This window comes from Agrobacterium tumefaciens str. B6 (genome assembly GCF_001541315.1).
GTDB classification, from domain to species: domain Bacteria; phylum Pseudomonadota; class Alphaproteobacteria; order Rhizobiales; family Rhizobiaceae; genus Agrobacterium; species Agrobacterium radiobacter.
Genome location: NZ_LMVK01000034.1, coordinates 211,945 through 225,695, shown reverse-complemented (window position 1 = coordinate 225,695; position 13,751 = coordinate 211,945). Strand labels below are relative to the sequence as shown.

General features: G+C 62.4%; 13 protein-coding genes. 4 read left to right on the top strand and 9 right to left on the bottom strand.

The annotated features are described in order from the left end of the window. Positions 1-48 precede the first annotated feature (48 nt). A complete protein-coding gene (locus ASB65_RS20180) occupies positions 49-1,017 on the bottom strand; it encodes an MBL fold metallo-hydrolase (RefSeq protein ID WP_060725162.1) in 969 nt (322 codons plus the stop codon). A gap of 86 nt (positions 1,018-1,103) precedes the next feature. Here ASB65_RS20180 and ASB65_RS20175 point away from each other — a divergent pair, with 86 nt between their 5' ends. Continuing rightward, positions 1,104-2,057 carry a LysR substrate-binding domain-containing protein gene (locus tag ASB65_RS20175; protein WP_020808569.1) on the top strand — a complete coding sequence of 318 codons (954 nt, stop codon included), beginning with the start codon at positions 1,104-1,106 and terminating at the stop codon, positions 2,055-2,057. 14 nt (positions 2,058-2,071) lie between these two features. On the opposite strand, the gene ASB65_RS20170 is transcribed toward ASB65_RS20175, so the two are convergent. The 5 genes from ASB65_RS20170 to ASB65_RS20150 all read right to left on the bottom strand — a co-directional run bounded on the left by ASB65_RS20170 (position 2,072) and on the right by ASB65_RS20150 (position 9,418). Next, positions 2,072-2,485, bottom strand: coding sequence for a GNAT family N-acetyltransferase (locus tag ASB65_RS20170; protein WP_004430183.1), 414 nt, complete (start codon positions 2,483-2,485; stop codon positions 2,072-2,074). Positions 2,486-2,574: 89 nt separating this feature from the next. Continuing rightward, the gene (locus ASB65_RS20165) at positions 2,575-4,659 is read right to left on the bottom strand and encodes a hypothetical protein (RefSeq protein WP_004430185.1); all 2,085 of its coding nucleotides are present in this window, start codon (positions 4,657-4,659) and stop codon (positions 2,575-2,577) included. 1 nt (position 4,660) lies between these two features. Further along, entirely contained in the window at positions 4,661-7,471 is a 2,811-nt protein-coding gene (locus tag ASB65_RS20160) for a DUF4159 domain-containing protein (protein ID WP_060725161.1), read from the bottom strand. Continuing rightward, a complete protein-coding gene (locus tag ASB65_RS20155) occupies positions 7,468-8,382 on the bottom strand; it encodes a DUF58 domain-containing protein (RefSeq protein WP_060725160.1) in 915 nt (304 codons plus the stop codon). The genes ASB65_RS20160 and ASB65_RS20155 overlap by 4 nt, the downstream gene beginning before the upstream one ends. A 25-nt stretch (positions 8,383-8,407) precedes the next feature. After that, positions 8,408-9,418, bottom strand: coding sequence for an AAA family ATPase (locus ASB65_RS20150; RefSeq protein ID WP_004430195.1), 1,011 nt, complete (start codon positions 9,416-9,418; stop codon positions 8,408-8,410). 175 nt (positions 9,419-9,593) lie between these two features. On the opposite strand from ASB65_RS20150, the gene ASB65_RS20145 reads away from it, so the two are divergent. The 3 genes from ASB65_RS20145 to ASB65_RS20135 are packed head-to-tail and all read left to right on the top strand — an operon-like array spanning position 9,594 to position 12,111. Next, positions 9,594-10,223, top strand: a complete 630-nt coding sequence (locus ASB65_RS20145; protein WP_060725159.1) for a DUF1285 domain-containing protein — start codon at positions 9,594-9,596, stop codon at positions 10,221-10,223. Continuing rightward, complete coding sequence (locus ASB65_RS20140; RefSeq protein ID WP_004430201.1) at positions 10,220-10,858, top strand: NUDIX hydrolase; 639 nt, start codon at positions 10,220-10,222, stop codon at positions 10,856-10,858. Before ASB65_RS20145 ends, ASB65_RS20140 begins: the two co-directional genes overlap by 4 nt. Then, complete coding sequence (locus ASB65_RS20135) at positions 10,855-12,111, top strand: CCA tRNA nucleotidyltransferase (protein WP_060725158.1); 1,257 nt, start codon at positions 10,855-10,857, stop codon at positions 12,109-12,111. The genes ASB65_RS20140 and ASB65_RS20135 overlap by 4 nt, the downstream gene beginning before the upstream one ends. A 26-nt stretch (positions 12,112-12,137) precedes the next feature. On the opposite strand, the gene ASB65_RS20130 is transcribed toward ASB65_RS20135, so the two are convergent. From ASB65_RS20130 to hemF, 3 genes are all read right to left on the bottom strand, one after another. After that, the gene (locus ASB65_RS20130) at positions 12,138-12,323 is read right to left on the bottom strand and encodes a DUF1059 domain-containing protein (RefSeq protein WP_003523091.1); all 186 of its coding nucleotides are present in this window, start codon (positions 12,321-12,323) and stop codon (positions 12,138-12,140) included. Positions 12,324-12,442: 119 nt separating this feature from the next. Beyond that, positions 12,443-12,712, bottom strand: coding sequence for a hypothetical protein (locus ASB65_RS20125; protein ID WP_004430213.1), 270 nt, complete (start codon positions 12,710-12,712; stop codon positions 12,443-12,445). A 122-nt stretch (positions 12,713-12,834) separates the two neighbouring features. Next, positions 12,835-13,746 (bottom strand): oxygen-dependent coproporphyrinogen oxidase, encoded by a 912-nt coding sequence (gene hemF, locus ASB65_RS20120; RefSeq protein ID WP_004430216.1) that lies wholly within the window; start codon positions 13,744-13,746, stop codon positions 12,835-12,837. Positions 13,747-13,751: the final 5 nt, after the last annotated feature.

Sequence of the window (13,751 nt, the reverse complement as noted above, 5' to 3'; positions counted from 1 at the left end):
GGGGTGATGGCCTGATCCGATCCACGATCAGGCCATTCCGTTCTGCAGTTAAAGCGTCGTGTAATTGACCGGAAGCCAATCGTAATTGGTGCTGTCGGTGCGCACATGGCCTATGCCGGGGAAGGCGATATGGGCGCCTGCCACCAGATATTTGCCTTCCACCGCCTGCCGGAATGCCAGATCGCGGGCGGCGACGGCAGCCTTCTGGTCGACGTCAAATTCGATCGCGACATCAGGCTCATCGAACTGGAGGATATCGCCATGGGTGATATCACCCCAGAACACGATCTTCTGGCCGTCGCTTTCCAGAACGATGCCGCTGTGGCCCGGCGTATGGCCGGCATAAAGGATCGAGCCGAGGCCGGGAACCGGCGCGGCATTGTCACCGAATGTCTCGAACTTGCCGGCATCGATATAGGGCTGGATGCTTTCCTTCGCTTCGGCATAACCCTTCTTCAGCGCTTCGGGCGCCGCCTTGGCCTTTGCCTCATCAAGCCAGAAAGCGGCTTCGCGCTTGTTGACGTGCAGGGTCGCATTGGCAAAGACGCGTTTGCCATCCGCAGACAGCCCGCCGGAGTGGTCGGTATGGATATGGGTGAGGATAACATCGTCTATCTCCCCCGCCTTGTAGCCTGAGGCCTCGATATTGGCGACGAGCCGGCCGAGGCTTGGGCCGAGATAGGTGCCGGTGCCGGCATCAATCAGCACCAGCCTGTCGCCGGTGTTGACGAGAAACGCGTTGACCGAGGTGGGCGTTTCTTCCGGCAGGAAGGCATCCTGCAGCACCTTTGTCGCATGTTCCGGTGTGGTGTTGGTGTAGATTTTGGCAAGCGGCAGCGCGATGACGCCGTCCGAAAGCGCGGTGACTTCCACCTTGCCGACCATCAGCCGGTAAAAGCCGGGTGCCTGTGTGGCGGCGAGCGGCGCCTTAGCGAAGGCGAGGGAGGGTGCAACGAAGGGGGGGGCGGCGATGATGGCGCTGGCGGCGCCTTTGAGAAGTGAGCGACGTGACGGCATTGAGGGCTCCTGGGTTGGGGAACGTCTTGAAACTTTCCGTACTCCAGCTAAGTGTAGAGAGGTCAGCAATCAAATCGATGTGACTTATGCAAACTATCGATCATTTCAATCTCCGTTCTTTCGACCTCAACCTTCTCATCGCCTTCGATGCGATGATGGAGGAAATGAATGTCACGCGCGCCGCGCGGCGGCTGAAAATCCAGCAGCCGGCCATGAGCCATAATCTCTCCACCCTGCGGACCCTGTTTCAGGACGAGCTTTTCATCCGCGTGGGGCAGGAGATGAAGCCGACGGCGCGGGCGCTCAATCTGGCCGGGCCGGTGAGACAGGCGCTCAGGCAGGCGCAGGCGGCGGTGCTGACGGCGGATGTGTTCGATCCGGCAACGGAGCGCCGCACATTCCGGCTGGGCATGTCGAGCGAGGTGGAACTGTTGCTTTTGCCGGATTTGACGGCGCGGCTGCGGGAGATTGCGCCCGGTATCCGTATTCTCGCCCGCAACGGGCAGGAGCAGGAAATCACGGCGATGCTGGATACGGGTGTGATCGACATGGCTGTCGGATGCACCTATTCGAAAGAGCAGCGCCACCATTGCGAACCGCTCTATTCTTCCAGCGTATTCTGCTGTTTCAACCCGGCTTTACTCGATCTGCCCAATCCCGTGGGACTGGACGCCTATGTGGCGGCCAAACATGCGGTCATATCGCAGACGGACAGCCTGCACGGCTGCATCAAGGATGCGCTGGAGCTGAGCGGATTGGAAATCGACGTCGTTGCCGCGGCGCCGGATTTTCTTTCGGTACTGGCAACGGCGCGATCTTCGGCGGTGCTGGCCACCGTGTCCTCGCGTATCGCGCTGCGTTATGCGCCGCTGCTGGGGCTGGAAATAAGCCCGGTGCCGGTGGCGTTGAATTTCCCACCCGTCGCCATGGTCTGGGCCCTGCAGACCGACGCGGATGCCGGGGCCGTGTGGCTTCGCCAGCAGATTCGCGAGGCTATGGGCCGGACGGTCGACGGTGAGGTATCGGGGATCGCGGCTTAGCAGCTTTATGCAATTTAGAACCGCTTCTCCAGCCAGGTGATCGACTGGCCGCTGGAAAGGGGGCCAAGCGAGCCGATTTTGGTGAAGCCGTAGCGTTCATAGGTTCTCAGGGCATCCGGGTTCATCGTGTCTATATAGGCGCCCATGCAGCCGCGTTTTCTGGCTTCTTCCTCGGCCATTGCAAGCAGCTTGGGGCCCGTGCCCCGACCGCGCATGGTTTCCGGTATGAAAAGAAGCTGCACGTAAAGCCAGCCGCGGGCGGTATGGCCAACCAGACCGCCGGTAACAATGTTTTCGTCGTCACGGATGGTGATGATGAGTTCGCGTTTGTCGCTTTCGCCGAAACGGGCGAGATTATAGGCCACCAGCGGATCGCGGATGGCCTTTTCGGCTTCTGGATCCGCGACGTCGCTCAAAATGAAATTCATGGTTTCTCTCCAGACGCCGGGGTGGCGACCGCTTTCGATTTCCAATCGGAGACGGGAAAGCCCGGCGCTGCCGCCGGGCCGAAACGCCCTTACCGGCCCTCACGCCACCAGAGCGCGGAGAAGGCGAGCAGCAGGGCGGCAAGCCCGGCAAAACCGGCAAAGAGCGGCAGGGTGTTGACGCCTTTCAGCACCGTCTCGTCGGTCATGCGTATCAGCATGCGATCCTCATCGGCAACCCTGATATCGCCGCGGACGGGCAATATATCGGGCAGCGCGATACGGCCGGAACTATCGGCGACACGGTGCACGCTGCCCTTGGTGGCGTCTGCCAGCGGTTTCAGCGTTTCGGTCGTCGAAATCATCGCCTTGAATTCCGGTGCATCCACCGCGCCGACATGGACGAGGGTGGTGAAATCGCCGTTCTTGATTTCGAACAGGCCGGTTTCATCCATGCGGCGCTCGATCCTGTAAAGACCGGGCTCGGCGCTGGTGAAGGCCATGCTTTCCGTTTTGCCGGAAGGGAAACGCACGCTCGCCTGACCGGGATCGTCGCCAATGGTCTGGCGGGTGATCTGCAGGGTGCGGCCGTTGGCGCGCGCCGTCAGCGCCTCTTCTTCAAGCTCCGGCTCCTTCATCAGCCAGTGGGCGATGCGGCGGTAAAGCGCCACATGCGGGCCACCACCTTCGTAACCGCGCGCCCACAGCCAGCCCTGATCCGACAGCAGCATGGCGACACGGCCTTCGCCCTGCCGGTTCAGCACCAGCAGCGGGTCCTGTCCGTCGCCCAGCATCACGGTCTGGCCCTGCGGCGGGTCGACACTGATGGTGCGGAACCAGCGGCCCCATTGCGGCGGCTCGTTGCCCGAGCCTTCCAGCCCGCGGGTGACGGGGTGTTTCTTGCCCGCTTCCGAAAGACGGGGGTAAAAAGCGGCCTGATGCACCTGACCCGTCGGCTGCGCCGGCAGCACGGAGGCCAAAGGCGTCATGGCGATCGAATCCTGACCGGCATGTTCCGGCCCGGCGGCGATCAAAAGCGCGCCGCCCTTTTCGACATATTGGGCGATGTAATCGTAATAAAGGATCGGCAGCACGCCGCGATGCTGGTAGCGGTCGAAGATGATGAGGTCGAAATCATTGATCTTCTCAACGAACAGTTCGCGGGTCGGGAAGGCGATCAGCGAGAGTTCGTTGATGGGCGTGCCGTCCTGTTTTTCGGGCGGGCGCAGAATGGTGAAATGCACCAGATCGACCGAGGCGTCGGATTTCAGGAGGTTGCGCCAGGCGCGTTCACCGGCATGGGGTTCGCCGGAAACGAGCAGCACGCGCAGGTTTTGGCGGATGCCTTCGATCAGGTGAACGGCGCGATTATTGGCGGCCGTTACTTCGCCCGGAAGCTCGGCGACGGAAAACTCCATGACATTGTTGCCGCCGCGCGGAACCTTGAAGCTGAACGGCGTCGGCTGGCCGGGCGTGGCCTGCAGCGTGGCGATTTCTTCGCCATTCATCTTCACGGTCACTTCCGCGGAACCGCCGCCGGCGGGGCGGCCGTCATCGAAGACGCGCAGTGTCAGCTGCTGCTCTTCGTTGACGATGCCGAAGCGCGGAGCGCGGACTATTTCGATACGGCGGTCGAACTCATCGGCCTTGCCGGTGATTAACCCATGGACCGGCGCGCGGAAGCCCAGCGCCTGTTCGGCATTGGGCAAAGCGTTGGGAATATCGTGAATCTGGCCGTCGCTGAGGAAGATCGCGCCGCCGACGCGGGATGGTGAGACATCCGAGACGGCAGAGGAAAGCGCCGAGAAAAGCTGTGTCGAGGGGGAATCGCTCTCACCATTGTCGCGGACTTCCACGATGCGCGGCTCAATGCGCGGGAAGCGCGAGAGCCGGTCTTTCAGCGTCTCCAGCGCGGTATCGGTCATCTGCGGCCGCTCCTGCACGTCCTGGCTCTGCGAGCGGTCGACGATGACGGGCACGATGGTGGAGAGCGGCTCGCGCTCTTCCTGCGTCAGAAGCGGATTGGCGATGGCGGCAAGCAGGGCGGCGAGCGCCAGCCCGCGCAGCCACGCGCCGCGCACGCCGCGCCACAGGCCGATGAAGGAAAGGGCGAGGGCTGCGACTGCCAGAACGGCGATTACGATCCACGGCAGGAAGGGGGCGAAGGTCAATGTCATGTCACTGCCCCAACCGTTCGAGAAGTGCGGGAACGTGGACCTGATCGGCCTTGTAGTTGCCGGTCAGCATATACATCATGATGTTGACGCCGGAGCGGAAGGCGTGTTCGCGCTGCATCTCGTCTGGTGGCACGGTGGGCAGAACCGGCGCGCCCTGCGCATCGACGGCCCATGCGCCGGCAAAGTCATTGCCTGTTATCATGATCGGCGTCACGCCATCACCGGAGGAGGAAAGGCCCGACGTGGTCTTGGCCGCGCCCTGCCGCGATTCCACCCAGAGCGGCGAGCCGTTGTAACGACCGGGGAAATTGGTGAGCAGGTAGAAAGAGCGCGTCAGAACATGGTCTTCCGGCACGGGCTCCAAGGGCGGAATGTCGATATTGGCGAGGATCGCTTGCAGGCGTTCGCCGTTAGGGCTGGTCGCGCCGGTGTCGAGCGAAGAGAACTGGTCGCGCGTATCGAACAGTACGGTGCCGCCGGCGCGCATGTAGGCGTCGATACGCGAGATGGCGGCGCTTGAGGGCATCGGTGCCGTGGCGGAAACCGGCCAGTAGATGATGGGATAGAAGGACAATTCATCCTTGGAAATATCGAGACCGACCGGCTGGCCGGGCTCCAGCGTCGTGCGCCAGGTCAGGAATTCACTGAGACCCTGCAGGCCCTGCTGGGAAATGCGGTCGACATCGTCTTCACCGGTGCGGACATAGGCGAGATGCGTGGTGTCCAGCCGCTCGAATATCTGCTCGTCGCCGGGTTTCGGATCGTCGGCGCGCGCGTCCGTTGGCGACATGGTGGCAAAGGCGCCAAGCGCCAGAAGCAGGGTGGCGGCGGTGGCGCTGCGGGCTTTTGGCAGGCGGGCGAATGCGCCGTTCATGAAGAGCACGATCAGGCTATCGGCAATCAGCATCAGGAAGGCGGCGATGAAGAGGGCGGGGCGCAGGGATTTTGCCGTTTCGCCGATCAGCGCTTCGCTTGACGTGCTGATACCGGCGGCCGACGTGTCGAGGGGGCGCAGCGTCGCACCAGCGGCTAAGAGATTGAGAGCCACGAAACCATCCTCTGTGCCGTAAAGGCCGGGGGGATTGTCGAAACCGGTGCGGGGCGGCTGGCCGGCGCGCATTTCGAGCGGCCGGGCAGTGCCGATTTCGGCCGACAGTGCGCCTTCGGCCGTGAGCAGCCGGAAGGGCGGCAGGGCGGCCGCCGGGGCATTGGCGTTGGCGGAAGCGCCGCCCGCCTTCGACAATTGCACGATACGGCGCAGCATATCGACGAAATGGCCTGAGATCGGCAGGTCGGACCAGCTTGCTTCGGCGCTGACATGGAAGAGCACGATGCGGCCTGCCTCGACGTTACGGGTGGTGACGAGCGGCGTGCCATCGGCAAGGCTGGCCCAGGTGCGCTCAGCCAGATCCGGTGTCGGTTCGGCCAGAACCTGGCGTTTGACGAGAATGCCATCGGCCTTCGGCGTACCGGCGAAGGCGCCAAAACTCGGGAAATCGGCAAGCGGCTGCGGCTCGGCCCAGGAGAGTGCGCCGCCGAGCGCACGCTCACCCTGCCTGAGTGTTACCGGCACCAGCGGATCGTCGGCTGGGGCCGCGGCAAGGCGCGGTCCGGCAAAACGGATCAGCGTGCCGCCGCCGGCCAGCCACCGTTGCATCGGCTCATAGGTTTCCTGCGGCAGGCGGCCGATATCAGCCATGACGATGACGGAGGGGTTGGATTGCAGGATTTCCGGGATCGCCTGCGCCAGATCGGCCTGCCGCTGCGGAATGAGATCGGCAAAAGGCTGCAGGGCGCGGCTGATATAATAAAGCGGCTGCAGCAGCGGCTGGAAATCATTGCCGGTTTCGCCGGCCAGCAGCGCCACGCGGCGGCGGCGGAAGCCGTCATCGAGAAGATGCACCGCACCCGCCGTCGAGACACCTTCGAGGGAAAGGCGGGCGAAATCGTTGCGCAGTTCGAAGGGCGCTTCCACCGTCGCCGTCGTCTCGGCCTCGCCGGGCGCGAAGCTGGCGGTGCCATTGGCGAGGATGCGGCCCTGGCTGTCCTGCGCATTCACGGTCAGCCGCGCGGCTTCGGCGGTATCCAGCCGTGAAAGCGTGACGCTCATGGCGTCGGCATTGTTGGTGGCGCCTGATATGGCGGTGATCGCCTTGCCATCGCCCTTCACGATGCGGAATTCGGCGGGCGAGAGGCTGGCAAGCGTTCTCATCGCGCTTTCATCCTGCGCACTCTGCACGCCATCGGTGATATAGGCGAGCGTGCCGGGGGGCGTACCGTTCAGCGCTTCGGTGATGGCCTCTGCCGTGCGGATACGATCGGGAACCAGCGGCTTCGGTTTTGCTGCGGCGAGCTTGTCCAGCGCCACGGCTGTCGTTCCCGGCACGGCGTCATGTTCGGCGTCGGCGGTGAAAACGATGGAAACCGGGCGTTCAGCCCGTTCGGCATCTCCGATCAGAGCTTGCGCGGTTGCCACGCGCCGCTCCCAGTCGGGCGCGGAGGCCCAGCTATTATCGACCACGAGCACCAGGGGGCCGCTGCCGGCGATGCTACTGTTGCGCGGGTTTACCACCGGGTCCGCCAGAGCGAAAATCACGGCGGCGGCGAGCGCCATGCGCAGAAGGGTCAGCCACCACGGGCTTTTCGACGGCGTCTCCTCGCGTTTCAGCACCGTCGCCAGAATCTTCAGCGGCGGAAAGACCTCCGCCTTGGGGCGCGGCGGTGTGAGCCGCAGCAGCCACCAGATGGCGGGCAGCGCCAGAAGGCCGAAGAGGATGTAGGGGCTGGTAAACACGAAAGGCAACGCGCTCATCGATGGCCACCGCCTTGCGCGGGCGCGCCGGAAAGATACATGTGAACGGCGACGAGCGCCTCGGAAGCGAGGTGATCGGTGCGGTGGAACACGAAGTTCCAGCCGAGACGGCGCAGCGATGAGGACAAGGCCTCGCGCCTTGCGAGATAGGCGCGGGTGTAGTCCTCGCGAATGGTTTCGGCGCGGCCGGACACGAGTTTTTCGCCGGTTTCCGGATCAGTGAATTCGGTGCGGCCGGAATAAGGGAAGGTTTCCTCGGCCGGATCGGCGATTTCCACCACATGGCCACGTAAGCCCCGCCGCGCGAGCGGCGAAATCCGCTCCATCACATTTTTCGCATCATCGAGAAAATCGCCGATGAGGACGATATCGCTCGCGCCGCGGATCATGCCCGTTTCCGGCATGCCTGTTGTCAGCGGCGCATGCATGATGGCGGTGGCCAGCCGTTCGGCGGCATTTCTGGCCGAGACCGGCTCCATGATGCCGGGGCAGCCGATGCGCTCGCCCGAGCGCGCAAGGATTTCCGCCAGCGCCAGCATCAGCACCAGCGCCCGGCTTTCCTTGGAAACGGAGCCGAGGGTGGATTTGAACATCATCGACGGCGACATGTCGGCCCAGAGCCAGATGGTGTGGGCGGCTTCCCATTCCCGGTCACGCACATAGGTATGATCGTCGCGGGCCGAGCGCCGCCAGTCGATGCGCGACAGGCTCTCGCCTTCGGCATAGGGGCGGAATTGCCAGAAATTCTCACCGATGCCGCGCTTGCGGCGGCCGTGCCAGCCGGCGGTGACGGTGTTGGCGATGCGTTTTGCCTCGACCATGCAGTCCGGCACCAGTGCGGCGCGCTGGCGCGCACGCGCCAGAACTTCGCTACCCGGCGTCTTGTCTACGATCTGGCCGATGGATGCCACATGCAGTCCTTTCGCGAACGTGCGTTCAGTTCTTCGCCTGCTCCACGAGGGCTGCGATGACATCGCGCACCGACATGCCTTCGGCGCGGGCCGCAAACGTCAGCGCCATGCGGTGTTCCAGCACCGGCTCGGCGAGCGCATAGACATCGTCCAGCGACGGTGCGAGCCTGCCTTCATAGAGCGCACGGGCGCGGGCGGTCAGCATCAGCGACTGTCCTGCGCGCGGGCCCGGGCCCCAGACAACGTGTTTGTCGGTCAATTTGTTGCCATGGCCGGGGCGGGCGGAACGGACGAGCGAAAGGATCGCGTCCACGACCTTGTCGCTGACCGGCATCTGGCGGATGAGGGCCTGAACTTCCATCAGGCGTTCGGCATCGATCACGCCGCGTGCTTCGCCAGAGGCGGTGCCTGTCGTATCGAGCAGGATCTGGCGCTCCGCGGCAAGTTCGGGATAACCGACATCCACCTGAAGCAGGAAGCGGTCGAGCTGGGCTTCGGGCAGCGGATAGGTGCCTTCCTGTTCCAGCGGGTTCTGGGTGGCCAGGACGTGGAACGGCTTCGGCAGCTCATAGGTCTGGCCGGCCATGGTGATGTGATATTCCTGCATGGCCTGCAGAAGAGCGGACTGCGTGCGCGGGCTGGCGCGGTTGATTTCATCGGCCATCAGCAATTGCGCGAAAACCGGGCCCTTGATGAAACGGAAGGAACGGCGGCCGTTTTCGTCCTGATCCATGACTTCGGAGCCGAGAATATCCGACGGCATGAGATCAGGCGTGAACTGGATGCGGTTGGCGTCGAGGCCGAGCACGGTGCCGAGCGTGGTGACGAGCTTGGTCTTGGCAAGGCCGGGAACACCGACGAGCAATGCGTGGCCGCCCGAGAGGATGGCGAGAAGCGTGTTCTGCACCACTTTTTCCTGGCCGAAAATGACCTTGGAGACTTCCGTGCGGATGGCCGCAATGTCGGAAAGCGCCTTTTCGGCCGAGGCGACGATGGCCTTTTCATCGAGGGTTTCGCCGGTATTCATCACGCCCATGTCGCTCTCCTCATACCTTCGCCGCTGTCACAGTCGCATCCCGGTTTTGCTGGCCGCTGGCCGGGACGGATTTTGCGCTGCATATAGCTTATTGCTCTCTTGGCCGCTGACAAGCGCCATTCGAATGACTATGTCGTGACTTAGTATTTCCTTATCGGCAAAGCGAGACTCGAATATGGCAGCGGAGACGATAAATTCGGCAGGTGATGCGGCGGGGCTGGCGGCGATGATTTCCCGCGCCGCCGAACAGACTGGCGATGCCAAACGCGGGCCGGCCCCGGTGGAACGCTGGAATCCGCCCTTTTGCGGCGATCTCGACATGGAAATCCGCGCCGACGGCACATGGTTCTACCTCGGCACGCCCATTGGTAGGGCGCCGCTGGTGCGGCTGTTTTCCACCGTTCTGCGCAAGGATGAGGACGGCAAAACCTATCTCGTAACTCCTGTGGAAAAAGTCGGCATCCGGGTCGTCGATGCGCCTTTCGTCGCCGTCGAAATGAAGGTGACCGCGGGTGAGAAGGATGGCGAGCCGCTGCTCACCTTCCGCACCAATGTCGGCGATGTGGTGGAGGCGGGGCCGGAGTATCCGCTGCGGTTTGAAATTTTCGGTGAGAACCGCGAATTGAAACCCTATCTTCTGGTGCGCGGCCGGCTGGAAGCGCTGATCTCGCGGGCGGTGATGTATGATCTCGTCGCGCTCGGCGAAGTGATCGATGTTGATGGTATCGACATGTTCGCCGTACGCTCGGGCGGGGTCGTCTTTCCGGTGATGCCCGCCAATGAACTGGAACGGCTTTCGCAATGACTATGACGACAACGGGCCTCAAGGCTTTTACCGCTAGCGATTTCCGCCGCCGGGTGTTGCAGGAAGGCGAGGGCGTGGCCGAGCGCGAAAATGGCGACCATGTCCTCAATCCGGGTGTGGTTCTCTCTGGGAACGGCATCAGGCTGAAGGATGCCGCCGTGCTGGTGCCCGTTATTGATGACGGCAACGATGCGCGGGTGATCTTCACCCAGCGCACCTCCACTTTGCGCAAACATTCCGGCCAGATTTCCTTTCCAGGCGGCGGCATCGATGCCGAAGACCGCACGCCGGAAGAGGCGGCCCTGCGCGAAACGGAAGAGGAAATCGGCCTTTCCAGGTCTTTCGTGGAAACGGTGGGACGTCTGCCGGATTATATTTCCGGGACGGGTTTTCGCATCAAGCCGGTACTGTCGGTCGTTCGTCCCGGTTTTGACCTGACGCTTAATCCAACGGAAGTGGATGAGGTTTTCGAGGTGCCGCTGTCCTTTCTGATGGACCCGGCCAACCACGGGCGCGGCAGCCGCATCTTTCAGGGGAAGGAGCGGTTTTTCTATGAAATGCCCTATGGCGAACGCTACATTTGGGGCATTACGGCGGGCATCGTCAGGACGATTTACGAGAGGTTTTATTCATGAGCAGCCTTGCCGGGCGGGACTGGTTCGAAAAACCGGCGCTGAAGCGCATCTTTGCGCTTCTGAATGCCGATGGCGGCGAGGTGCGGATCGTCGGCGGCGCGGTGCGCAATGCGCTGATGGACCTGCCGGTCGTCGATGTCGACCTGGCGACGACGCTCACCCCCGATGTGGTGGTGGCGCGGGCGAAGGCTGCGGGCATCAAGGCGGTTCCAACCGGCATCGAGCACGGCACGGTGACACTGGTGATCGATGGCGAAGGTTTCGAGGTAACGACGCTGCGTCGTGATGTCGAGACCAATGGGCGTCATGCACAGGTGGCTTTCGGCACCGACTGGCAGACCGACGCCGAGCGGCGCGATCTCACCATCAATGCTCTTTATGCCGATGAAAAGGGCGGGATCATCGATCTTATCGATGGGCTGCCAGATATCGAAACCGGAACCGTGCGCTTCATCGGCGATGCGGCGATGCGGATTTCGGAAGATTACCTGCGGATTCTGCGCTTTTTCCGCTTTTTCGCCCACTACGGCTCCGGCCGTCCTGATGCGGACGGTCTCAGAGCAAGTGCGCGGGCCAAGGACAAACTGGGTACCCTTTCGGCCGAACGGGTATGGAGCGAGCTGAAAAAGCTGCTTTCGGCGCGCGATCCCTCCCGCGCTCTTTTATGGATGCGGCAATCGGGTGTGCTGACGGAAATTCTTCCCGAGACCGAGAAATGGGGTATCGACGCCATTCACGGGCTGGTGGCGACGGAACAGGCTCTTGGCTGGGCGGTGGACCCGATGCTGCGGCTTTCCGCCATCCTGCCGCCCGATAGGGACAGGCTGGTCGCCCTTGCCGCGCACCTCCGGCTGTCAAAGGCCGAAGCTGCCTATCTTACCCATTGGGCTTCGGCTCCGGCGGCTGACCCCGAACTGAAGGAGACGGCGCTTGACCGGCTGCTTTACCGTCAGGGTGTAGAAGGGGTGAAGACACGGCTGAAGCTTGCGCTTGCCGCCGCCCGTGCCGATGTTTCGGCTGGCGACACGGCCATGCAGAAGGTGGCGCGGCTTTCGACCCTGCTGGCGCGGGCGGAAAAATTCCACAGGCCCGGATTCCCCCTGAGCGGCGTGGATGTGATGGCGGCAGGCGTCGAGGCTGGCCCGAAGGTGGGCGAAGTGCTGAAAAGCCTTGAGGAAAAGTGGATCGACGTCAATTTCTCCCTTGACCGTGCAGCGCTGACCGCCCGGCTGAAGGATATGCTGGAGAATTGAAGTCGCAGCAACGAAGGCGTTGCGGCTTACGCCGCATTCGCTTCGTCGCGGATGCGGGATTTGATGTTCTCGATCATGTTTTCACGGATGACGGTTTCGCCGTGGGCCGAGCGCATGTGCTCCACCGTGCGGCGGACGACTTCAGCGTCGTCATCTGCGCGCGTATGCCAGGCACAGCCGGGCACGAGCGTTCCGCATTCAAAAAGTCTCATGGTCTTGCCTCCCTGTTTCAGCGAAGGACAGCATTGAAGTGACATGCTGTCCTTCGGTCATGAAACGAAAGTTCGCCGCTTATGTTCCAGAGCGGCGTCCTTCAACCCTGTTCGGCGCCCTATTCGGGCATTGCCCAGCACTGGAACACAGAGGATGTGCCAGCTGCCGGAATTTTTGTACGAGGCATTTCGTCATTGGCTGCCCGCCGTGCCGTTTTTTGTCCGGCAAGGGAGCGTTTCACCTGTTCGACATAAAAGGAATGGGGCAGTTCACGATCACCCGTGGCGCGCATTTCCGCTGCCAGGCGGTCGATCAGATCAGGGGTATCGATGGAATGCAGCGCTTCCTCGACGGAAGCAGAGATAGGCATGCTGTTCGAAGTAATCATGACGATAGCTCCTCCAGTACGTCTGCGGAAGGAGACTACCACTGCCTTGATTTTTCCATAAGTCCTAATTTGCGCTATTTGCGACAAAATGGCTGATGAGCGTCAAATTTGCGTGAGGTTTTTTAAGGCCAGCGCACCACCGGCGGCAGCGAGGACAGAATCGATTCAACGTTGCCGCCCGTCTTCAGGCCGAAGATCGTGCCGCGGTCATAAAGCAGGTTGAATTCCACATAGCGACCGCGGCGGATAAGCTGCTCGTCGCGGTCCTCTTCCGTCCAGTTCTGGTTGAAATTGGCGCGGACGATTTTCGGATAAACGAGATTGAAGGCGCGGCCGACATCCTGCACGAAGGTGAAATTGGCGTCCCAGCCGCCTTTTTCCTCATCAGGGTGCAGCCAGTCGAAAAAGATGCCGCCGGTGCCGCGTGGTTCATTGCGGTGCTTCAGGAAGAAATACTCGTCGCACCACGTTTTGTATCGCGGGTAATCGGCAACCGGATGGCGGTTGCAGGTGATTTCGAAGGCGCGATGGAAAAGCTGGGTGTCCGGGTCCTGTTCCGTCCGCCGACGACCGAGAACCGGCGTCAGGTCCGCGCCGCCGCCGAACCAGTGGCTGGTGGTGACGACCATGCGGGTATTCATATGTACCGCGGGCACATTGGGATTGACCGGATGGGCGATGAGCGAAAGGCCGGAGGCCCAGAAGCGCGGGTCTTCTTCCGCACCCGGTATCTGCTTGCGGAACTCGGGCGAAAACTCGCCATGGACGGTGGAGGTGTGCACGCCGACCTTCTCGAAGACGCGGCCTTCCATCATCGACATCTTGCCGCCGCCGCCTTCGCCATTGTCGCGCAGCCAGTCTTTCTGCACGAAACGGCCGGGCTCCTGATCGGAAAGAGGGCCGGTAAGATCGTTTTCCAGGGTTTCGAAGGAGGCGACGATGGTGTCGCGCAGATGCTGGAACCAGGCTTCGGCTGTGGCCTTCTTGTCTTCGATGTCCTCGGGCAAGCCCTTCGGCAAGATTGGCCGTTCCATATCTT

Excerpts from the sequence above, each read along its gene's own strand:
- ASB65_RS20180 (WP_060725162.1), bottom strand. The coding sequence starts at position 1,017 with ATGCCGTCACGTCGCTCACTTCTCAAAGGCGCCGCCAGCGCCATCATC.
- ASB65_RS20175 (WP_020808569.1), top strand. The coding sequence starts at position 1,104 with ATGCAAACTATCGATCATTTCAATCTCCGTTCTTTCGACCTCAACCTT.
- ASB65_RS20170 (WP_004430183.1), bottom strand. The coding sequence starts at position 2,485 with ATGAATTTCATTTTGAGCGACGTCGCGGATCCAGAAGCCGAAAAGGCC.
- ASB65_RS20165 (WP_004430185.1), bottom strand. The coding sequence starts at position 4,659 with ATGACATTGACCTTCGCCCCCTTCCTGCCGTGGATCGTAATCGCCGTT.
- ASB65_RS20160 (WP_060725161.1), bottom strand. The coding sequence starts at position 7,471 with ATGAGCGCGTTGCCTTTCGTGTTTACCAGCCCCTACATCCTCTTCGGC.
- ASB65_RS20150 (WP_004430195.1), bottom strand. The coding sequence starts at position 9,418 with ATGGGCGTGATGAATACCGGCGAAACCCTCGATGAAAAGGCCATCGTC.
- ASB65_RS20145 (WP_060725159.1), top strand. The coding sequence starts at position 9,594 with ATGGCAGCGGAGACGATAAATTCGGCAGGTGATGCGGCGGGGCTGGCG.
- ASB65_RS20140 (WP_004430201.1), top strand. The coding sequence starts at position 10,220 with ATGACTATGACGACAACGGGCCTCAAGGCTTTTACCGCTAGCGATTTC.
- ASB65_RS20135 (WP_060725158.1), top strand. The coding sequence starts at position 10,855 with ATGAGCAGCCTTGCCGGGCGGGACTGGTTCGAAAAACCGGCGCTGAAG.
- ASB65_RS20130 (WP_003523091.1), bottom strand. The coding sequence starts at position 12,323 with ATGAGACTTTTTGAATGCGGAACGCTCGTGCCCGGCTGTGCCTGGCAT.
- ASB65_RS20125 (WP_004430213.1), bottom strand. The coding sequence starts at position 12,712 with ATGATTACTTCGAACAGCATGCCTATCTCTGCTTCCGTCGAGGAAGCG.
- hemF (WP_004430216.1), bottom strand. The coding sequence starts at position 13,746 with ATGGAACGGCCAATCTTGCCGAAGGGCTTGCCCGAGGACATCGAAGAC.